Below are 22,356 nucleotides of genomic sequence, written 5' to 3'. Positions count from 1 at the left end.
AGATATGCTGTTTTGCAAGGTGCTTTACGTTTTTGCTGCTGCAAATTCTAGCATACCTGTTATGAGAAGCCTGTTATTTGTATCACAATCAGCAAATCATAGCCATATTGACATAAATCACCTGGCAGCGGGATAAAATCTGACACAAATGTAGAATGTGCAAATCCCGCCTTCCTATGCACAGCAAAAAACCCTGCCGGCAGCGGCGGGGTCCCTTCACAGGAATGCAGAAAGCTGCCTCCTGTACCCTATTCTCTTGAGTATACCTGCAGTTCCTGAATGGACCAGTAATTCCCCCCGGCTCCTGTCTGCAGAATTTTGATATAACGCGTCTTTAATTGAGGAAAGCTGATCCGGGTCATGCTGAGCTGGCCTTTACCGCTGGCCGCCCGTTTCCAGTTCTTTGCATCATCTGAAACGTATAGCTCATAGCCGCGGGGATAATCATAGGAGGATAAGGTATAATCGAGCTCTACAGCCTCAACCGTATGGGCTTTGCCGAGATCAATCTGAAAATATTCCCCTGATGCCTGATGCTTGCCGGTATCCCAGCGTGTACGCCGGTCTCCGTCAATGGCACCTCCAGGATTGGATACGCTGGTGCTGACGTTGGAAGAGACCTTCCATTCAGAACGGTCCAGCGGCACCAGGCCTGTAGCCGTAATCTGCGCGGTGTCCGACTGAAGACGCGATCCGGTAACCCTTACTGCATAAGTATAAAGCGTGCCTTCCTGCAACTTACTGTCTGTATAGCCGGTGCTCTGCACATTCGTTGCTATAACCTTCATATCCCCGCCGGAGCCGTCGGCCCGGAGCACTTCATAGCTTGCCCCGGGAGCCTCCAGCCAGCTTAGCTTCATGGACAGCCCCTTGACCGCTGCCGCCTTGAAGCCCTGAGGTGCTGCATCCGCTACCTCGGAAGAGGGCTCCAGAATATACTGGACCGCCTCTCCCGGTGCCAGCGTCTCTGTGAACTCAAGCTCAGGCGCCGCATTTTTACCGGATACATAACTGCGTGCTGTCTCATAGGTATCCCCATTGCCGTAACGCTCGCCTTCGTAGACTGTTTTTTCCGGCATAGTAACCTTCACCGTTACCGTCTGCTCCGTATCCTCAAAGTTGACGAAATTGACCAGCACCTTGTTGGAAGTAGCCCCGGTACCGGCCAGAGGCGCAAGTGCAGAGGTATCTACAGCCCGGACATACACCAGCTTGTCGGCCAGCTGATCCTTGTTGCTAATCTGATAGGTCAAAGGTGCTCCGTGTGTGGCATAAGCAAGGCTCAATCTGCGCATGATGCTGACCCGGGATTCCTCATTTTCCTTCGTATAGTAGATTTCCGTCTTGGCCGGATCATGCTCTTCCAGATTGAAGCCATATTTGAACAGGCTGAAATTTTTGAAAAAGGCGGCATGCTGCACAAACATATCCGCATAGCCGATATGGGCGCGCATGATCCGGTCAAACACTGCTGCCGTCGGCTCGGAAGCGCCATACTGGTGAGCATCGGTATGCGAGTCCGAAGTGCCGAACTCAGTGGTCAGCATTTGCTTGCTCAGTCCGTCTGCCGCTCCGCCGAAGGTTTTAAGATTTTCGGTGAAGCTGCCCCCGTCGCTAAAAATATAGGATTCCCCATAGGAGTGCCCGTTGGTCAAATCCGTAACCTCTTCCAATTCGTTACGCTGGGCGGGATCACGCTCCCAGCCGTCGGGATCGCCGCACTGCTTGAGCGTTCCCTTCTGATTGCCGCAGGAATCTGTGCTGTACTCCGGCCAGTAGGCCCAGCCGGGCGCCACAGTCTGCAGGTGCGGGGCAATGGTCTTGCCCTTTGTATTCAGCCAGTCGGCAACGGCCAGATTGACCGCTTTGGAACGGTTAAACAGCCCCGGCTCGTTATCCACCTCATAATATTGGAAGTAAGGGCTGTATTGCTCAAAGTAATCCGTAAGCTTCTTCTCGGCATCCGCCGGCAGCGAGCCGTCGGCATTCAGCTTGATATCCCCCGTATACAGGTACAAGGCTACCGACTGCATATTGTAATCCTTAAGCACCTTGTAGTAATCTCCCATGTTAGAGCAGGAACGGCCGACGTCGCTGGCACAGCTGGTGCGCATAATATTGCCGCTGTAGGCCACGCCGAGCCATTTCATAATATAAGGAAGATGACTGACGGCTCCTTCATCAAAATAAAACTGTTTATTGTTGACCATCGTGCCGGTCAGTGTGTAGCTGCCGTGAATCGGCTCCTGAATCGGAGTATTTAAGGATTCCAGGCTAAGCGCATCCCAGGTCCACCAGTTGTATTTATCCTCCGTCTTGGATGAATAAATACCGCGTGTTGCCTGCAGCTTCAGCTCATTGCTGCCTTCCACCAGCTGCTCTTTTGGAATATAGAGCTCATAGGCTTTGCGGAAGCTGTACTCGCTGTCTGTGCCGGCTACTCCTGCAATCTGGATAATGCCGGACAGCTGGCGGTTGGAGAAAACACTCATTTGCGGGACCGATTTGTAGGCGTCGATAATGCTTACGCGAAATAAGACCCCGTTCTCCGGGATCTTATTCAGATTATACGTAATGCTCAGCTCAGGATTGGTATCTCCCCTAAGTCCCGAAGGCACGCTCTGGAGATTCGTGGCCGACTTGGCAGAAGAGGAAGAAACAGTGTAAGCGGCCTGGACACCTGCAGAGCCGGCTGCCGCGAATTCCGCTGACGAGCCATCCTGACGGCCCAGCTGCCACAGCACAGAACCCTCAGGCAGTTCAGGTCCTGCATCACTTGCTGATGACAGCTTGGTCATATCTACTTCTACCTCGCCCTGCTTGGTACCGTCCTCTCCGAAGACAGAAACAGACACTAGAAACAAGACAGCTAAGGCTGCGAATTTAAGCAGTAGATGAAGAGGTTTAATGGTTTTTTTCTTCTTATTTCTGGTCCTCATTCCCTTGTCCTCGCTTTCTTCCGGGATTAGCTTACTTCGGAGGAGTCAATGCGCTCTGGGGAATAACCCCCTGCTTCTGGCTGGCGCTCTTCCATTGCAAACCGATGCTTGCATTACCGTGGTCCTCATAATACTCTACTTTGATGTCATAAGGGGTTCCTGCTGTCAGCAGAATGCTGCCCTCCCGGCTGTCACCGCTCTGCTTCTTCCAGCTGTCGATGATCAGCCTGCCTCCGATCCAGACGCGGACGCCATCATCCGAGGAGGAGATAAAGGTGTATTTTTCACTGTACAAAGGCTTGATGGTTCCGGTCCAGCGGACTGAAAAAAGGTCCTTGTTAATTCCGACTGCAGGGGAATTCTGATGCCAGTTGAAATCGATCCTGCTGTCATTGCGGATAAGCTCGGCACCGCCGGATAGATCCTTATTATTGAAATACTGCGCTCTTAAGCCTTTGGTCTGCTTCGCTGCCGGTGTCGTCACCTTGCTGGCCAGATCAACAATATAATCATTCCTGGAAACAATGTATTTGTTGTTCATAAAGCTGGTAATTTCCTGGAGATTATTGTTCTCCGTCAGCATTTTCCCCCATGTCATCGTATATACCCATTTACTTTGGGTTTGAGACAATGTTACAGGGTCTGGAAGCTCTCCGCTCTCTCCGATTCCAATCGGCTTCCCTTCCGCCAGCTTCAGCAGCTTGTCATAGTAGGATTGCTTGAAATCGTCGTTGTAAATATCTGCGGCCAGAACATCCACTTTATCTATGCCGGGAAAATAAGGATCATAGGCGTCAGAGGAATCATTAGGCGCGTTGGGATTCCATACCCACAGTAAATTGTTCAGCCCGTGCGTGAGGGTTAGACGGTTGTACATAATGTCCCAGAGCTCGGCAAAATTATCCTTCTGCCCCCACCAGAACCAGCCCCCGTTCATTTCATGATAGGGCCGCCACAGCACTGGAACTCCGGCATCCTGCAGCTGCTCCAGATAGACGGCAATTTCGTCGATATCAGCAATCAGCTTCTTATATTGCGCCGTGCCTGGAGTTACATAAGCATCAAATTTCTCCTGGCTGAGCCCCATATGCACGTTTTTCCATTCATCGGAAGTTCCGGGCAGATTCTGATGGAAGGTCATGGCTACAATGCCTCCGCCTTCATGCCAGCGGATTGCACTGTCCGTAACCCACTGGCGCTGCTGGGCTATAAGGGATTTCTTCTGATTACCGATCGCCCCGAGCTCATAGCCATGCAGCACGGCGGATTCTCCGCTGATTTTCTTCAGCTTCTCATTGAACTCATCTGGGCTCTCCAGATAATCATGCTGCCCGGAGATCAGACCGTTGCCGCTCAGGCCGATGAGATAATCCAGCAGTTCCTCCGCTTCACGGGAAGCTTTGGGATTAATGGGAGTAATATCTGCTGCCGGGGCAACCGGGGTATGGACAACCGGAAGACTGCGCACCTCGGACCAGGGCAGCAAAGAAAGGATAAAGATAATAGGCAGAATAGTAGTATACAGCCGGTACTTGCGGTAAGTGTTCAATGTTATCTCCTTTCTCCAACCGCATAGCCGCACAGGTGCACGGGACAGCTTCCTTGGCAGAAGCATCCTAAAGTAGCATCCGGATGAGGACTATAGCCTAGTAGCCCTGCCGGTAAGCAGGGCCCATAAGGTGGTCTTTGAGGATGTAGTATTGTAACGGCTTTACCAGCATCAGTGACGGCGGTGAATTCAGTTGAACACGTTATGTTGCCTGATCAGGAAGCGGAAGGCAGGAATAAGGCACTTGCAGGAACAGCCGACTTACTCTGGCTGGCACTCTCCCACATCAGCTTGGCCTTAGCATCCCCCTGGTTTTCATAATATTCCACTTTAATATCATATAATTGCCCGGCTTGCAGGCTGATGCTTCCTACGCGTTCGGTTCCGCTCTGCTTCACCCAGCTGTCGATGATCATGTTGCCATCAACCCAGACGCGGATGCCGTCATCTGATGTGGTGTAAATATTGTAGGTTTCACTGTACAGCGGCTTAATCTTTCCGCTCCAGCGGACGGAGAAGAAATCAATGCCGATTGCTTCATCCGGTGTACCCTGACGCCAGTTGAAATCGAGTACAGCATCCGTTCTCACCAGTGCCGGAGTACCGCTCAGCTGAATATTATTGAAGTATTCAGCCTGCAGCCCGTTAACTGCGGGTGCTGGCGTTGCTGTTGGTACTGGTGTTGGTGCTGGTGTTGGTGCTGGTGTTGGTACTACTGTTGGTGTTGGTGCTGGCGTTGCTGTTGGCGTCGGTGCCGCTGTTGGTGTTGCTGTTGGTACTGGTGTTGGTGCCGGCGCTGCCGGCTGGCTTGCAGCTGCGTTCTTCACAAACAACGCACTTGCAGGAACAACAACCTTCGGCTGGCTCGGGCTCTGCCACATCAGGCGGGCGCTGGCATCACCGGCATTTTCATAGTATTCCACTTTAATGTCATACTGCTGTCCTGCCTGCAGGGCAATGCTGCCGGTACGCTCAGTGCCGCTCTGCTTCACCCAGCTGTCAATCACTGATGTACCGTTAACCCAGACACGGATGCCGTCATCGGAATTTGTAACAATCTGATAAGTTTCACTGTAGGCCGGCTTGATCAGACCGCTCCAGCGGACCGAAAAGCCGTCAACCGGAACTACAGGATCAGGAGAGCCCTGCCGCCAGCTGAAGTTCAGCTGTGCATCATTACGTACAAGCACCGGAGTGCCGGACAGCGTCATATTCTTGAAATATTCTCCGGTTAGTCCGTTCACTGCAGGCTCCTGCAATGCTGAATCCTCAGTCAGGCCCGGCTTGGCAGCCTGTACCGGAGCTTCTGTAGGTACAGAAACCGGGGTCGGTGCAGGCGTTGCTGTTGGTACTGGTGTTGGTGTTGGTGTTGGTGTTGGTGTTGGTGTTGGTGTTGGTACCGGTGTTGGTGCAGGCGTTGCTGCCGGTGCTGGTGCGGCCGCTGCCGGCTGGCTGACAGCCGCACTCTTTACAAACAATGCACTTGCAGGAACAACAACCTTCGGCTGGCTTGCACTTTGCCACATTAGACGAACACTGGCATCGCCGGCATTCTCGTAGTATTCCAACTTGATGTCATACAGCTGTCCCGCCTTCAGGGCAATGCTTCCGGTTCTCTCGGTACCGCTTTGCTTCATCCAGCTGTCGATGACTGCTGTCCCGTTAACCCAGACACGGATGCCATCATCCGAGTTGGTATAAAACTGGTAGGTTTCGCTATAGGCCGGTTTGATCTGGCCGGTCCAGCGGATGGAAAAGCTGTCTACCGGAATTACAGGATCCGGGGAACCCTGGCGCCAGCTGTAATTAATCTGTGCATCATTGCGCACGAGCGCCGGAGTACCGGTAAGCGTCATATTCTTATAATACTCACCTTTGAGCCCGTTAACTGCCGGCTCCTGCACTGCTGAATCCGGAGCAGGTACCGGAATTGCCGGCGGCTGCACTATCGGTGCCGGCGTAGCTGTTGGTTGCACTGTCGGTACCGGTGTAGCTGTCGGTGTAGGCATTGGTGTAGCCGTCGGCTTCACTGTCGGTGTAGGTGTCGCTGTCGGTGCGGCCCATACCTTATACTGGTCACGGGTCAGGGTATAGCTGTCATTCATAAAATTTTTGATCGTATCCGTACTGTTGTTTTCATACAGCATTTTTCCCCAGTTCATCATAAATACATAATTCTGCTGGGAAAGCTTCAGCTTGGCAATGCTCGGCATTTCACCGTTTTCACCAATACCAATCGGTTTACCGGCGGCCAGGCTAAGAAGACTGTCGTAATATTTGTTCAGATAATCGTTATTATATATATCTACTGCAAGCACATCCACTTTATCCGCACCCGGATAAGTCAGCTCATAGGGATCAGAATTGGAGTTGGGAGCATTCGGATTCCACACCCACAGCAGATTGTTTAATTGATGAACGTTGACGAAACGGTCATACATGATATTCCACAATTGAGCAAAATTATTTTTCTTGCCCCACCAGAACCAGCCGCCGTTCATTTCATGATAAGGTCTCCAGAGAATCGGAACCCCTGCATCACGCAAGCTTTTGAGAGAAACGGCTACTTTGTCAAGGTCTGCAATCAGGGCATTATATTCAGTCGTGCCGGGGGTTACATATTTATTGAATTCTGCCTGAGTGATATTCTTCTGCACATTACCCCACTCGTATTTGGTGCCTGGCAGATTCTGGTGAAAGGTCATTGCTACGATCCCGCCGGTTTTGTGCCAGTTCGTAGCGCTCCATACAATGTTCTTACGCTGTGCAGCTACTCCACTCTCTGATTGCCCGCCGATCGCTCCAAGCTCATAGCCGTGCAGTGCGGCATACTGTCCGCTTGTGGCCTTCAGCTTGTTGCTGAGCTCATCCGGACTTTCGAAATAGTCATGCTGTCCTGTAATAATCCCTTTTCCGGAGATTGCGTACATTTTGTCCAGCAGCTTAACCGCCTCTGCTGAAGCATTGTCATTCACTGGTGCTCCGGTCACGGAAGCTGCTTGCACATTTGACGGTGCAACGCCTAATCCTATAGGTACAGCGGACAATAAAACGGCCACGGACAATACGGCAGACAACAGACGAGACTTACGGTAAGCTTTCAACATTTATCTTCCTTTCGGTAGCCAGGCTGCCACTTGGGAGAGGCCCTATAGCTTTGCGTCCCTATCTTTCGATTAGGTTTGCCTTTGTCGTTTTGGAAGGTGTTATCCCTCTTACCGTAAGTATCGACTCTATGAAGTTGTAGGTTTATAGCAAAAATGAAGAACTCTTAATAAATAGTTCCAAATACCCGTTTCACACTTTTCACAATTGGTTAAATAGATTAATTAGACCTATGAAATAAACTGATGCAATTCAATGTCCTCCCAGTCCAGCGTAATCCGGATGTTATCCTCCTCCACCAGCTCCGAGCCGCTCTGCACCTCTATAAACTCCACATCTGTCAGTGCCAGGATGGCATGCTTAGTGCCTTCAGGGATACGGACAACATCGCCCGCTTTTACCGTATGCATTTTTTCATTGATGACAATGCTTGCTTCCCCGCTGACAAAGGTCCAGATTTCACTGCGCTTGTGGTGCAGCTGATAGCTGATATTTTTACCCTGCTCGATAAAAATCCGCTTCGTCAGCACTTCATTTCCCTCATCATACTTCACATAGTCGATAACCTTGTAATGGCCCCAGCGGCGTTCCTCGTACATCGGTCTTTGCTCGTGAGACTTCAGTACTTCCTTGATGCGCGGGCTTTCCGCTTTATGAGTGACGAGAATTCCGTCGGGGCTGGCGGCGATGATCAGGTCCTTGGCCCCGATTACTGTAATCGGAATGTCCAGCTCATTGATCAGGCAGGTCCGCTCGGAATCAGAGGTTACTACCCCTTTGCCGACCAGATTGCTGCTCATCTCCTCAGTCAGCGTATTCCATGTGCCAAGATCCTTCCAGAAGCCGGCGTATGGCTGTACAACGATTTTCTCCTCTTTTTCCACCACTTCATAATCAAAGCTGATGGATGCCAGCAGCTTATACTGCTTCTGCAGCTCCTCATAATTCAGCGGCAGGCCCTTGCTCTGCAGGATATCAAGCAGATAACCGAGGCGGAAAGCGAATACGCCGCAGTTCCAAAGGGCCCCTTTGCTGATTAGTCCTTCCGCCTGCACCCGGTCAGGCTTTTCCTGGAAGTGGCTTACCTGCAGGTAGCCGCCTTCCCCTGGCGCTGCACTGGTAGGAATAATATATCCGTATTTCTCTGACGCATGCTCAGGCACTACGCCCATCAGCGCCAGATTTGCGCCGCTCTCCTCCATCGTCTGCTCCAGCCGGACAACGGTGTCGAAGAAGGAAGCCTCCACATAAGGATCGACAGGCAGGATGGCTACTGTCTCCGCCGGAGAAACACCGGCGATAGAATACAGGTAGGCTGCTGTAAGCGCAATAGCCGGGAATGTATCGCGGCGCTCGGGCTCCACAATAATCGGCACATGGCTGCCGAGCTGGCTCTGGATCGATTCCACCTGGCTGCGGCCCGTAGCCAGATAGGAGGAGCCCGTCATCCCAGCTTCCTCCAGCTGTCTCCAGACCCGCTGAACCATGGATTCCGGTTCACCTGCCGGGCTTTCCAGTACCTTCAGAAATTGCTTGGAGCGTGAGTCATTGGACAATGGCCAGAGCCGTTTACCTGAGCCGCCTGATAGAAGTACTAGTTTCATGTGGAACCCCTCCTTGGTATGTGTGACGCGAAAATTTCGGATTGTTATTGGGAGCTTGTTCTGGGAGCGAAATCTTGATGCTCCTCGGAAATTCTTTATGCTGCGCAAGATTTTTAGAGATTGCACTTTTATGAGAGTCACTGCAAGGAATGTTTGGGCTTCCGGCCGCTGTTGTCTTCGGATTTCCTGATTTGAACCGCTGGCCGCGGTAGAAATCCGAAGACAAAGGCGGACGCATTCGCTCCTCCAGCTCCAAAATTCCTCTCCGTTCCATTTCATAAAATTTGGTTGTAAAAATCTTTGCTTGCCTCACCAAGCATTCCAAAAGCATCCAAAGCATGCTCCCCCAACAGGGAAGGCTCCCTGCTAAAGATCCGGAATTGCCGCTTGGTTGGGCGGCAGCTGAAGATTAAGAGCCAAAGATTAAGGTCCAGAGATTAAGAGCTAAGAGCTAAAAATCGGGTCTATAGCTATGTCAGAGTTTTACGCTATGCAAGAAAGAGATAAGAACGCACAAGCGCACAACCTTTAAAGTCAAAAAGCTTAAAAGCCTAAAGCTTAAACCGCGCCGGCAACCGGAGAATATCCGCTAAGCCCGCCCATCTGCGGACGGCCGACGGAATGATACTCCAGCCCAGTGCCCTCAATCTGCTCCTTGGAGTACACGTTACGGCCGTCGATCAGGATCTGGCGGCGCATGGTGCCGGACAGGTGATGCAGATCGATATCCTTGAACTGCGACCAGTCGGTCAGCAGGCAGATCGCATCGCTGCCCTCAGCAGCCTCCTCCGGCACACCGCACCAGCGCAGCTGCGGATGGTCATATTGTGCGCGGAAGTTGGCGGCGGCGATCGGATCGTACAGCTTCACTGTAGCGCCCTCCGCTACCAGTGCCTCCACGATCTCGCGGGCCGGAGCCTCGCGGACATCATCGGTGTTCGGCTTGAAGGCCAGGCCCCAGATGCCGATTACGGCGCCGCGCAGGCTGCCGAGCGATTCATGCAGCTTGGAGATAATCATGAACCGCTGGTCCTTGTTCACCTCGACCACTGATTTCAGCAGCTTGAACTCGTAGTCCACGTTGCCGGCAATCTGGATCAGCGCATTTGTATCTTTCGGGAAACAGGAGCCTCCGTAGCCGATGCCGGCCTGCAGGAACGAGGAGCCGATTCGCCGGTCCATCCCCATGCCTTCCGCCACCATGGTCACGTCAGCTCCCACTTTTTCACAAATGTTGGCGATCTCGTTGATGAAGGAGATTTTGGTCGCCAGGAATGCATTGGATGCATATTTGATCATTTCCGCACTGCGGATGTCGGTTACAAAAATATTTTCGGTGAAGCCCTGATGCAGCTGGCGCATGACCGGCTCAATCGACGGATTGTCAAGGCCGATAACGATGCGGTCCGGGTGCAGGGTATCGCGGATCGCGGAGCCTTCACGCAGGAATTCAGGTGCGGAGACAATATCAAAGGGGTGATTGGTGCGGGAAGCGATGAGCTTGCGGATTCGTTCATTCGTGCCGACCGGAACCGTCGACTTGGTCATGATAATCTTGTAGCCCTCCATGGCGTCGGCAATTTCAGCAGCCGCCCCTTCGATGTACTGCAGATCGGCTTCACCGCCCGGCAGTGACGGGGTTCCTACAGCCAGGATAACGATATCAGAGCGGCGTACCGACTCCTGAAGATCTGACGAGAAGGACAATCTGCCTTCACGCAGGTTCATTTCAATCAATGCCTCAATACCCGGTTCATAGATGGGGGATTCCATGCGGTTAAGCTTATTGATTTTCTCCTCATCCTTATCGACACAGATCACATGATTACCATTCAGCGTAAAGCATACGCCTGATACAAGACCGACATAGCCGGTACCGATAACTGCCAGCTTCATACAATCATCCTCCTTTTAGGAAATTAACGTAGGCTTGCTCTACATACTGCTTGAATTGCACCATAAATGCCTGTTCGTCGAACTTGCGGGCATGCCCCATAATCCGGCTGATATCCCATGCATAGGACTCCACTTCATTTATGGCCTTCAGTAAATCGTCAACCTCCTGGTGCTGGAAAAACACCCCGTTCACATAAGGCACAATCGTATCCAGTGCCCCTCCGGCCTGATAAGCAATAACCGGTCTGCCTGCAGCATTCGCCTCCAGCGGCGTGATACCGAAATCCTCTTCTCCCGGGAAAATAAAGGCCCGGCACTGTGACATCAGCCCAGTTACCTCGGCATCCTCCAGCCGGCCCAGGAAGGATACATTGCCTTTGGCCATGCCTTCCAGACGCTTGCGGTCCGGTCCGTCTCCGACGATGAACAGCTTCAGCCCGTTACGGTTAAAGGCCTCCACCGCGAGATCAATCCGCTTGTAGGATACAAGCCGCGAGACGATCAGATAGTAGTCACCGATGGAGTTGGAGCTGGAGAACCGCGCCGTATTGATCGGCGGGAAGATAATATCCGCATCGCGGTGATAATAGTTCTGGATCCGCGTCTTCACGACGGAAGAGTTGGCCACGAACTGATTGACATTTTTACTCGTCCGCTGATCCCAGGTCTTGAGCCGCTGCATGTAGACCTTCAGCAGTCTTTTGAACAGGCCGGAATTCGTTTGCCGCTCCATATACGTGTCATAATCCCAGGCAAAACGCATCGGTGTATGACAGTAGCAGAGATGGAACGTCGATTCGGGTACCTGAATGCTTTTCATAAAAGCGCTGCTTGAGCTCAGGACGATATCATACCCGCTGAAATCCAGATCACGGATGGCCATCGGATAAAGCGGCAGCACCCCTTTAAAATTGGTCTTCACTCCCGGAATTTTCTGCAGCCAGGAGGCTCTGATGTCCGCGTCTTTGAGGTTGTCGGTCAATCGGCTTCCGTTAAACACGGTTGTGAAGATCGGAGCCTCCGGATACATGTGGTGGAATACTTCCACTACTCTTTCCGCCCCGCCCATTTGGATTAAGTAATCGTGCGCTATCGCAATTTTCATGTAAATCATCCTCAAAGTTTTATGGAGCCGCATCATCAAGCAAGATCAGGTAGCCGCCAGCAGGCCTTTGTAATAATCAACAATGTCCTTGACGGTATTCTCGATGACAAAATGCTCTTTCACCCGTTTTGTTCCGTTCTCCGCCATCATTCTGCGCTCCTCGGGATGTTCCAGCATCCATGTGATGGACTCCGCGAGTATCCCGGCATCTCCGGGCTGGATCAGCATTCCGGTTACACCCGGCACTACGATCTCTACCGGACCGCCTTCATTGGAGGCGATAACCGGCAGTCCGGCTGCCATGCCTTCGACAATAACCTGGCCGAACGGCTCAGGCGTAACCGACGTATGAATCAGCAGATCGGCTTTTTGCATTAGTCCCTGTATGTCATCCACATGGCCCAGCAGGCTGACATTCGTCAGATCATTCTGCCGGATCGTCTGGATTAATTCCTGTTTGTATTCCTCTTCTCCGAACAGCGCATCACCGGCCAGCCAGAATTTCACTCTGCTGTCCTGCTTGAAGGCTTTGGCTGCCTCCAGCACGACATGCTGGCCTTTCCAGTGTGCCAGCCGTCCGACCAGCAGCACGTTGAAATCCTTCTGATCCTGTCTGCGGACACCCTCGCTGATTGCCTTGGCGAAGGCGGAGTAGACAACAAGTGTCTTTTTGGTCCGGGGCAGCTCAAGGGCGCTCAGTGTAGAGTGCGAATTGGCGATAACCCCGTTCGGCAGCATGCGCGACATCGTCCGGATTGCCTTGGCCACCACCGGCTTTAAGTAAGGGGCCCCGATATGATCCCGGATATGCCAGATCAGCGGAACGCCTGCCTTTTTGGCGGCAACTGCACCGTAAAACGCTGATTTCAGCGAGTTGGTATGCACACAGTCCACCTTCTCCCGCTTCAGCAGCGGAGCCAGCCTGCTGCCGTAAGCCAGCAGCTTGAAGGCTGCAGCCGGAGCACCGAGATTGACGGCGTTGCGGCCGCGGCTGCGGATGCTCTCATCCAGCGGAATCACGCGGACATCAATGCCCTTTTCACGCAGCCGGTCGGCAAGTGCACCCTCTTCGGCCAGAATAACGAGCGGCTCCACATTTTCACCGATGTTGGTGAGAATGTTGAACAGGGCAACCTCTCCTCCGCTCCACTTGGCGGTGTGATCGATATAGGCGACTTTTAGCATCCTGCGGCCACACCCTTTCCCAAAGTCTGCAGAAATACTGATTCGACCTGATCACCGACATGCTGCCAGGTGTACTTCTCCAGCACATGTCCCCGGCATTCCTCCCGGGTCGGCAGCAGCTTGCGGTTGCTGAGCATATGGATCATGCCCTCCGCCATATCCTCGCTGGCTGCGCTCTTGAACAGCAGCTCCGGCCGGAAGCCCTGGAGAATCTCCTTGTTGCCGCCTACCGGGGTAGCCATAACCGGCAGCCCGGAAGCCAGTGCCTCGACGGTAATCAGCCCGAAGCCCTCCAGCGCCTGTGAGGGAACCACGAACATGTCAGCGGCCTGGTAATAAGACGCCAGCTGATGATCGGGAATATATCCGAGCAGCCGGACCTTGTTGCTAAGGCCGTAATCGGCGATTTTTTCTTCCAGCTCGCCGCGCAGCGGCCCTTTGCCGCCGATCAGCAGAATCGCATTCGGGAAGCGCTCCGACACCTGCTTCCAGGCCTCAAGCAGCTGCAGCAGCCCCATGCGGTTCATCAGCCGCCGCACGGTCAGAACGGTGGTTGCCCCCTCGGGCAAATTCAGCGTCCGCCGTACCGCCAGCCGGTTATTCGCCGGGACAAAGCGTTCTATATTCGCTGCTCCCGGGATGACAACGATCTTGTGCAGCGGTACTCCGTGCAGCTGATGCAGCGTGTCGCGGAAGTACTCACTCAGCACTATAAATTTATCAGCCAGCTTATAAGCCTTGCGTTCGATGGATTTGGCAATGGTTGTCTTGACCCGGTGCTTGATGCCCTGGCCTTCAATCTTCATCTCTTCATTCCACGGCCCGTGGAAGGTCATGATGACCGGAATGCCCCGCTTCTTTGCCTCAATTGCCGGCCCGACGCCGTAAGGAGCAAAATGCGAGTACAGAATATCGATGCGCCCGCTGCCGCTGCCCATCAGATCAGCCGCTTTGCGCTGGAAGGCATCCTTGCGCTTCCAGATCGTCTCCTTCGGATCACCCGCATTGTGGATGATCAGTTCCTTGGGAGTCGGCGGTGTCTCCTGGCTGCAGATCAGCGCATGCACCTGGTTGCGTGTGGAGAGCTGCTCGCAGACAGATTTGAAATACGTGTTAAGCCCGCCGGGCTGCAGCGAAGGCCAGCTGAGGCCGGTCGTCATAATGTTCAGTCCGTCACTGTACGGCATAGCTTCTCTCCCCCTTCTTCCCTTTCTCCGCCTGACCCTGCGCATTATGCCGGGCCAGCCTGCCGGAGCTGGTTAATTCGTAATGCTTGAAGCCGACCATGAATTCATACATCACCCAGAATACGGATACCGCAAATCCGGAAATGCCTTTCTTGAACAGGCCATGCAGGAAGTACTTCTGCAGGAAGCGTGCCGGCGGCCGGAGCAGCAGGTTTCTAAGCTTGAACGGCTTGCCGTTCTCGAACGCAGCCTGTGCTTCCAGATCGGTGTATTTGTTGAAGCGGGCCACATGATCGTTGATGCTGCGGAAGCCCTGATGCCAGAGCACACCGTTCAGCTGAACCGTCCGCTCCTCCTCAACCTCGGGCATTTCATGCACCAGAGAGTTACGGATGCCGTACGCCTTGCGGTTGTACAGGCGGACCAGGTACTCTCCTTTATCCAGCCATCTGCCCAGGAAATCACCGATCCGGTACAGCGAAAAGGCTACCCCACGATCCGTCAGACCGGGCTTGCGCTGCAGAATATCCTGTGCCAGCTCATCGCTGACCACTTCGTCGGTATCAATCAGGAAGACCCAATCATGGACGGCGCGTTCCACTCCGAATTCCCTTTGTTTGGCATATCCGGGCCATGGGTTGACGTATACCCGGCAGCCGAGGCTTTCTGCCAGCTGCACCGTCCCGTCCTTGCTTCCTCCGTCGATTACAACTACCTCGTCGGCGAAGGGCCGGCAGGACTGAATTGCTTTGGATATGCGAACTTCGTCATCCTGAGCAATGATGACAACCGATATCGGGTAACTGCCCGGGCTGCCAAGCACGCTTGTTACTGAATCCATGAAGGTCTCCTCCTTTACTTGGGTGGTCCGGTGTGTGCCGTCGCTGCGGGAAATGTTTGGGCTTCCGATCGCTGTTGTTTTCTAATTTCTTTATCAGGCTGCTGTTAGCAGTTGGAATTAGAAAACAAAGGCGAACACTTCGTTTCTACAGCTCCAAACTTTCCCTCCGCTCCGTCATACACCGTCCCTTGGTTATTTAGCTGCTAAGTGCCCGCATCGTATCCTCTGCCCGCTGCAAAACACAAAATCACTTAACTGCTAACTACTGGTGTCCGCTGGTTTCTTGCGGATGTAAGAATTCATCGTTGTCTTCATCCATTGGATGTCCTCCCTGCTGATCAGCAGGCGGGGAAGCTTAACCTTAAGGTTGTATCTGATATTTAGAATAATGAACAGGAAGCGCAGGATGGCCGACAACAGCATCGCTACCCCTGCTCCGAACAATCCGAACTTCGGCACCATCAGGAAAAGCATCGGGATTACCAGCAGCAGTCCCACCCCCTGCAGGATAGAGACAAACTTCGGTTTGCCGAGCGCCATAAAGGCCTGGGCCAGAATCAGTGTGCCTCCGCTGATCGTTACCTCCAGCAGCAGCAGACGGAACACCGTCAGCGCTGTGTTGAATTCCTTGCCGTACAGCAGCGGAATGACTAAGGGAGCTACCAGCATGAGGAACAGCGCGCCAAGCAGGGTGCAGGTGGTGCTGATCCGGAAAGCCTTGAAGGTCAGCGAGATCGCTTCATCTTTCGAAAGCTCGGAGGCTTTCGGGAACAGCACCACAGTAATCGAATTCGAGAAGAAGTTGACCATCCTGGACAGGCTGACTGCTACTGCATACAGCCCCAGATCGGCCGGCCGCAGCAGGCCGGCGATAATGATCTGGTCAATGTAAGTAGAGAACTGGCCGAGCAGGTCATTACCGTAAGAGCCGAGCCCGTAAGTAAACAGCCTTTTAAAATTACGGTAGGTGTCCCTCATTTTGACTCTGTAGGTACGCAGCAGCAGCAGTGTCATCCAGATGAACAGCGGCACTGACGGGATCAGATAAGCCAGCGCGGTCGTGTATGGATTCATATTGCCGGTTACAATCAGAATGCCGATGACTGCCAGTGTCAGGAGCGGAACCAGATACCGCTGCCAGTTGAAGGTCTTGTAGTCCCCTCTGAACTGAAAGGCTGCGTTATTGATCTGCGAGACTACAATCAACGGGCACAGGATCATGGACACTTGCGCGAACAGCACAACCTCGGAGCTGAAGGAATCAAGCCAGTACGGCAGAACGAAAATCCCAATAGTCATCGCCGCTATCCCGAAGCCAAGGCCGATCAGCAGTGCCACCCGGTAAAGGACTCCGGCATCATCGGGGTTCTTCTTGGCGTTGTAGATCAGCGCCGACGGAATCCCGAAGCTCATACTGAACGCCAGGAACTGTGACCAGTTCACCATCGCCGTCTGTTCCCCGCGGCCGGTCGGCCCGAGGTAGCGGGCGGTCAGCACACCGGTCAGCATATTGACCAGCAGGATCAGCACGCTGACCATCATCGTTTTGACTGCCGCCGAGCTGTTGTTCTTGCTCTTGGTAAACCGTTTGAGCGAGGACCAGACCGTGCTAGTGGGAAGTGATTTGGCGTTCGACTGCTGCATGCGGTGTTCCCTTCTTTCTGCTTTCAATAATCTCTTTGGCGCCGAGGCCAAGGCCAATCAGCATCCAGATCAGGTAGCCCTTTAATCCAGGGAAGCCGTTATCGGACAGCAGGCTGACTACCGCTCCTGTCCAGGCCGCCAGTGAAAGCCTGGCGTACGGCTGAAAGCTGTCCTTGCTTGTGACCCTGAGGGCAATCTCCTTGATCACTGCGCCAAGTGCCCCGAAGAAGAACAACGCCCCAAGTACACCAAAGGTAAGCAGCAATGCGATAAACCCGTTATCCATATTGCCGTACTCCCCAAGCTCTCCGCCGTTCCCCAGCTTGGTACTCTGCCCTACACTGCCTATCCCCTCGCCGACGGGATTGGAGGCTACGAGCGGCACCATGTTCTGCCAGAGGGCCAGACGTTCATTGTAGGAGTGATCCTCCTGGACCGAGGTCAGCGTCTCCATCCGTGCGACCAGCCCTTCTGCTCCGGGAAGCTTGGGAACGATCCAGAACAGCGCGGCGGCAACAAAGCCCAGCTGGAGCAGTGTCTTCCATTTGCCTTTGGACGGAGAGGAAGCGATGTAAACCAGCAGCATCACCAGCAGCACCAGCCAGGCGGAACGGACCAGGGTGGTCAGCAGGCAAATTACGACGAGCAGTACGCCGATCCAGCGCAGCGTTCCCTGCCATTTCCGCTCCAGTACCATCGGTACCAGGGCAAAAACCAGGAAGGTAGCGGCCGGTCCGGGCGAGTTCAATGTGGAGAACACCCGGACTTCCAGCGGATACGGTGTTCCAATGGAGATCATATCCGCGTTCCGCATCCAGAAAGCATCCCATGGCGGAACGGTCAGATACTGGATGATCCCATAGGCGGCTACCAGTACAGCAATGTTGGCAAAAGCGTACAGCAGCCGGTCAATATCCTTCGGTGTAAACCTCGTTACTGCAAAATAAGGAATCAGCAGCAGCGGTACGATGTAATTGGCCAGATCGTACACAGAGCCTACTCCGTTCTTCGCCAGCCCGATGATGGCGCCGTAAGCCAGCGCCACGGAGAACAGCAGGAGAATCCGGGTCGATGATTTGCGGATCCGGTGAATCTCACGCAGCACCGGAATAGCAAGCGTAGCTCCCGTCAGCAGCGGTGCCAGACTGAGCAGCGATACCGGGTGGTACACGCCCTCCGACCAATCCGCAATACGCCTTAGCTCCGGGGCCACCGCCCAGATAAGCAGCGTGTATGCGATCAGCTGCTTCGGCTTGAGCAGTGCCAGCAGGAAGGCGGGAAAGAGAAGTCCCGCCAGAATCGCTCCCTGCAGACTGTCGGAAGCACTGAGCTGCGCACTCGCAAACCCGATAACCAGCGGGATTCCAAGACATATGGCACAGATCAGCGCCATAGCCGCACCTGATTTCATGGCGCCCAGAGAGGGCAGCGATAGCCCGCTTTCTTTCTCCTCCGTCATCTTCCTTCCCCCTCCTGCCGGCAGCTTCATTATTCAAGGCTTCTGCCCTTCACTCTGTCCTTCTTGCGCAGCTCCTTGAGCAGCAGCACCAGGAATTGGGCATCGTCTACAAGATATCTTTTCCAGAGTCTTCCCGGCTCCTGGCTTAACCGCCAGAACCATTCCAGCCCTGTCTTTTGCATAAAGTCCGGTGCCCGCTTCACAGAACCGGAGAGAAAATCAAAGGTTGCTCCGACACCGATCGAAATCGGTGCCTGGTAGGAGTTGTAATGGCGGTAAATCCATTTCTCCTGCTTCGGTGCGCCCACTCCAACGAATACAATGTCAGGCCGGCTGTCCGTCAGCATCTTGATGATGTGCTGGTTCTCCTCCTCGTTATGCTCAAAGCCGTAGGATGGGGAATAGCAGCCGACAACATTGATTCCGGGATAAGCCGCTTTTAAATTCATCGTCGCCTTCTCAGGCACGCCTTCCGCCGAGCCCAGGAAGAACAGCCGGTACTTCCTTTGCTCAAAGGCATTGCCGAGCCGGCTGAACAGATCCGCACCGGATACCTTTTGCTTCAGCGGCTTGCCGAGCATCTTGGAAGCCCAGATCAGCGGCATGCCGTCTGCCACTACCGCACCTGCTTCAGAGTAAACGGTCTGGAATTCCTTGTCCTTGCGAAGCTTGATTACATGGTCGACATTGCAGGTCAGGATATAGGACTGGTTCCTCTCCTGAATCGTCTTGTCGATGTAATCCAGCAGGTCCATAAAGTCATAGTTATTAAAGTTAACATCGAACATATTCACTTGGTTCATCGTATCACTTCTTTTTGTGGGGAATCGGTTGGCTGTGAAGATCGATACAGGCAGTTCAGATACCAGCAGAACGGAATAATGAATTGGACCGTCGACAGCGTGTTGTCTGAAAATGAATAAATGAGAAACGCTGCAATCAATAGAGCATAATAAGGTCTGACCGGCGGAGCCAAAGCTCGATAAACTACAAGAAACACAGCCAATAAGGAAAGCAGCAGCAGGATGGCACCAATGTACCCTCCATCGTAGTAAAACCGGATGTACTCATTATGCGGAACTACAAATCCGTAATAGAGTGTACCGTCGTTGGCTACGGTGGCTGATCCAAGTCCACGGCCCGCCCAGGGTGAGCCGGCTGCCTTGTTCAGGAAAAACTCCCAGGCCTCTGTCCGGCCCGACAGGTCAATACCCGTGTCGGTGGCCCGCTCAAAGGAACGTTTTCTGAGGTTGTCAAGCTGCAGATACACTGCCCCTGAGAGTACAGCCCCCCCGCCCAGCAGCGGGACCAGGTACTGTGACTTGCCTTTTAAGTACTGGCGCGAGATATCGTAGAAATAATAGAGAACCATAGGCACGAGTGCCAGCATCGGCCCTCTCGTTCCTGTTCCAACCAGGATCAGGAAATTCAAGGCCAGTACGGTGTAGAAAAAGCGGATATGCTGCGGGCTGCGCTTGATCTCGATAAAGCAGACCGCCACGCCCATGAAGGCCAGCATCGCCAGATGCGGTGCAATGTTCGCTCCCTGCAGCCGTACAGCACCCGTGAATTCGACTGCCAGCAGGGAGTGCATGCCCGCAGCCTGCAGCAGAATCCCTAACCCGACACTGATTACAGGCAGCAGCGCCAGAATGCGGATCTGCTTGTCGGCCACCTCCTTCTTCCAGTTGATGAGAAGAAACACGAAGGGCAGCGACAATCCGATAAAGGCTTTTACCGCAATGGATGAGCTCATCTCCGGCAGCCAGACTGAGAAGCCGAAGGTGATGATCAGCAGTGTGAGCATGGCCCACAGGGGAGGACTCAGCTTGAGCCGCAGCCCGTTCACCAGAATGCAGGGTACCAGCAGCATCAGGATCATCAGCTTGTAGAGCGAGAGGATTTCGATACCGAACATGCCGCCGCTGAACAAAAAGTTGATCGAGACCGCCGTTGTCAAAAGCACGAAGTAACTAATGACGTCGGGACGTGAGATGGAGACAGTCAGTAAAATAATCAAGAGTACGGCCGCTACCGCAAATACCGGCTGGTAAATGACCGCGGTCCCCAGAAGAAGCGCGGACACGAGGTAGAGCATTCCGTATGGCAAAGCGTTTAATTTAGTGCCCCACTCAAAATTAGTCATTGTCTTCCCTCACCCCGCTGCAGATTCCCTCTTCCGGTTCCAAAACATGTGTAGCGTTCCGCGAATGCTCTCCAGGCGGCATCTGTTCAGCAGCTTTCTGCCCCGGCTTCTGGAGAAGATGGAGTCCGCCATCACATACACGATTTTGGCAGCCGTCTTGCCCAGCAGCAGCAGATTTCCCTTAAGTCCTTCGCTTTTCATGGCATTTGAGATGCCCTGGCTGTAATACCTTTTCATAATCCAGTCCTCGGTCAGGCGACCTGCAGCCACGAAATGGTCTACGGCCATCTGCGGATGATACAGGATAGTGTGTCCCTGCCGCTGCAGCTGTCCGAAGAGCCAGGTTTCTTCACCGGAGATAAGCGAATCGCCCTTTCTTCCCAGATCCAGCGGGAACAGGCTGATATCGAAGGCCGGCTTGCGCATCGCCATGTTGGCTCCGCACGGATGCAGCCGTTTCGGATATTCCCTGACTTTGTTGCCCAGATCAACGATAGTGTAAGGCAGCTCGAACGGCTTGATCAGCCAGTCCGGACGCTTGCTTTCGAAGATCGGGGCAACCTTTCCGCCCATGGCCATCACTTCCGGCCTTTCCTCAAAGGTGCTGATTATGGTTGTAATCCAATTCCGGCAAGGTATCGCATCATCGTCCAGAAAGGCAATGATCTGCGATTTGGAAGCCAGAATTCCTGTGTTCCGGGCCGCCGACAATCCCTGTACCGGCTCCAGAAGATAACGGATATCCATCTCTGCACCATGTGCTCCAATGAAGCCCTTGATCTCTGCTGCCGTATTATCCGGGGAATTGTTATCCACCACGATGATCTCGGCCCGATGCAGATTCTCAAGTCCGGTCAGCGACTGAAGGGTTTTGACCAGCAGCGCTGACCTGTTGTAGGTGCAGATAATAATGGAAACCTGTGGGATGTCTCCGTACTCAGTCATCGGCAATCACCCAATTCCCATATTTTTAATAAGCGTCCTTGGAACCGAGCAGCATCAGGCCGGTTTTGAAAATAATCTTCAGATCCAGCATCGTGCTCCGGATATGGATATAAGTCAGATCCAGCTGCACCATTTCGTCAAAGCCGACACTGTTTCTGGCATTTACCTGCCAGTATCCGGTGCAGCCCGGTGTAACGAGCAGCCGCTGCTTGTCGTAATCCGTATACTGCGCCACCTCTTCAACGAGCGGAGGACGGGGGCCGACCAGACTCATGTGGCCCATCAGCACGTTCCAGAGCTGAGGCAGTTCATCGATGCTCGTCTTACGGATGAATTTTCCGATCCGGGTGATCCGGGGGTCATTCTTGATCTTGAACATTGCCCCGCTCACTTCGTTATAAGCCATCAGATTGGCCTTCAGCTCCTCGGCGTTAGAAACCATGGATCGGAATTTATACATCGGAAACTGCACCTCGTCCTTGCCCACTCTGTTCTGCCGGAAAAACACTTTGCCTTTGGGATCCTCCAGCTTGATCAGGATGGCCACAAGGGCGAATAGCGGCAGCAGTACGAGAAGGCCAAGGGCGGAGAAAAGAATATCAATGATCCGCTTCATTACCAGATAGGAATCCATCCCTTTGCTTCCTTCTTTGGCATGCAGCATGTAAAGTTTCGGCAGGACGGCCTCGTAGTCTTCCGGCAGTTTTTGCATGCTCATTTTCTCCTCATTCCTCCTAAAAGTTTAAAAATA

General features: G+C 53.3%; 15 protein-coding genes and 1 riboswitch. All 15 genes read right to left on the bottom strand.

Annotated elements, in window-relative coordinates:
• Window positions 1-248: 248 nt before the first annotated feature.
• The 15 genes from R70723_RS04505 to R70723_RS04435 all read right to left on the bottom strand — a co-directional run bounded on the left by R70723_RS04505 (window position 249) and on the right by R70723_RS04435 (window position 22,323).
• A complete protein-coding gene (locus tag R70723_RS04505; RefSeq protein WP_039870129.1) occupies window positions 249-2,939 on the bottom strand; it encodes a discoidin domain-containing protein in 2,691 nt (896 codons plus the stop codon).
• Window positions 2,940-2,970: 31 nt separating this feature from the next.
• Window positions 2,971-4,488 carry a glycosyl hydrolase gene (locus R70723_RS04500; RefSeq protein ID WP_047171021.1) on the bottom strand — a complete coding sequence of 506 codons (1,518 nt, stop codon included), beginning with the start codon at window positions 4,486-4,488 and terminating at the stop codon, window positions 2,971-2,973.
• 215 nt (window positions 4,489-4,703) lie between these two features.
• Window positions 4,704-7,595 carry a PA14 domain-containing protein gene (locus R70723_RS33895; RefSeq protein WP_081957195.1) on the bottom strand — a complete coding sequence of 964 codons (2,892 nt, stop codon included), beginning with the start codon at window positions 7,593-7,595 and terminating at the stop codon, window positions 4,704-4,706.
• A gap of 10 nt (window positions 7,596-7,605) precedes the next feature.
• Window positions 7,606-7,685, bottom strand: a riboswitch (cyclic di-GMP riboswitch).
• A gap of 138 nt (window positions 7,686-7,823) precedes the next feature.
• Window positions 7,824-9,197: a sugar phosphate nucleotidyltransferase gene (locus tag R70723_RS04490; protein ID WP_039870127.1), complete on the bottom strand. Its 1,374-nt coding sequence runs from the start codon at window positions 9,195-9,197 to the stop codon at window positions 7,824-7,826.
• 558 nt (window positions 9,198-9,755) lie between these two features.
• Window positions 9,756-11,093, bottom strand: a complete 1,338-nt coding sequence (locus tag R70723_RS04485) for a UDP-glucose dehydrogenase family protein (RefSeq protein WP_039870125.1) — start codon at window positions 11,091-11,093, stop codon at window positions 9,756-9,758.
• Between the two features lie 4 nt (window positions 11,094-11,097).
• Window positions 11,098-12,198 carry a glycosyltransferase gene (locus R70723_RS04480; RefSeq protein ID WP_039870123.1) on the bottom strand — a complete coding sequence of 367 codons (1,101 nt, stop codon included), beginning with the start codon at window positions 12,196-12,198 and terminating at the stop codon, window positions 11,098-11,100.
• Window positions 12,199-12,243: 45 nt separating this feature from the next.
• The gene (locus R70723_RS04475) at window positions 12,244-13,383 is read right to left on the bottom strand and encodes a glycosyltransferase family 4 protein (RefSeq protein WP_039870122.1); all 1,140 of its coding nucleotides are present in this window, start codon (window positions 13,381-13,383) and stop codon (window positions 12,244-12,246) included.
• The gene (locus R70723_RS04470; protein WP_039870120.1) at window positions 13,377-14,570 is read right to left on the bottom strand and encodes a glycosyltransferase family 4 protein; all 1,194 of its coding nucleotides are present in this window, start codon (window positions 14,568-14,570) and stop codon (window positions 13,377-13,379) included. Before R70723_RS04470 ends, R70723_RS04475 begins: the two co-directional genes overlap by 7 nt.
• Entirely contained in the window at window positions 14,557-15,411 is an 855-nt protein-coding gene (locus tag R70723_RS04465) for a glycosyltransferase family 2 protein (RefSeq protein ID WP_039870118.1), read from the bottom strand. Before R70723_RS04465 ends, R70723_RS04470 begins: the two co-directional genes overlap by 14 nt.
• Before the next feature lie 258 nt (window positions 15,412-15,669).
• Window positions 15,670-17,055: an oligosaccharide flippase family protein gene (locus R70723_RS04460; RefSeq protein ID WP_039870117.1), complete on the bottom strand. Its 1,386-nt coding sequence runs from the start codon at window positions 17,053-17,055 to the stop codon at window positions 15,670-15,672.
• The gene (locus R70723_RS04455) at window positions 17,021-18,514 is read right to left on the bottom strand and encodes an O-antigen ligase family protein (RefSeq protein ID WP_039870115.1); all 1,494 of its coding nucleotides are present in this window, start codon (window positions 18,512-18,514) and stop codon (window positions 17,021-17,023) included. The genes R70723_RS04460 and R70723_RS04455 overlap by 35 nt, the downstream gene beginning before the upstream one ends.
• A 29-nt stretch (window positions 18,515-18,543) precedes the next feature.
• Window positions 18,544-19,317, bottom strand: coding sequence for a WecB/TagA/CpsF family glycosyltransferase (locus R70723_RS04450; protein WP_039870113.1), 774 nt, complete (start codon window positions 19,315-19,317; stop codon window positions 18,544-18,546).
• On the bottom strand, window positions 19,314-20,660 hold the full coding sequence (locus tag R70723_RS04445; RefSeq protein ID WP_039870111.1) for an O-antigen ligase family protein: 1,347 nt from the start codon (window positions 20,658-20,660) through the stop codon (window positions 19,314-19,316). The genes R70723_RS04450 and R70723_RS04445 overlap by 4 nt, the downstream gene beginning before the upstream one ends.
• A gap of 9 nt (window positions 20,661-20,669) precedes the next feature.
• The gene (locus R70723_RS04440; protein ID WP_039870110.1) at window positions 20,670-21,605 is read right to left on the bottom strand and encodes a glycosyltransferase; all 936 of its coding nucleotides are present in this window, start codon (window positions 21,603-21,605) and stop codon (window positions 20,670-20,672) included.
• 25 nt (window positions 21,606-21,630) lie between these two features.
• The gene (locus tag R70723_RS04435; RefSeq protein ID WP_039870108.1) at window positions 21,631-22,323 is read right to left on the bottom strand and encodes a sugar transferase; all 693 of its coding nucleotides are present in this window, start codon (window positions 22,321-22,323) and stop codon (window positions 21,631-21,633) included.
• Between the last annotated feature and the right edge of the window lie 33 nt (window positions 22,324-22,356).

This window comes from Paenibacillus sp. FSL R7-0273, assembly GCF_000758625.1.
Lineage (GTDB): Bacteria > Bacillota > Bacilli > Paenibacillales > Paenibacillaceae > Paenibacillus_AQ.
The sequence above is the reverse complement of the archived record's forward strand: the minus strand, read 5'-3'. Positions and strand labels throughout refer to the sequence as shown.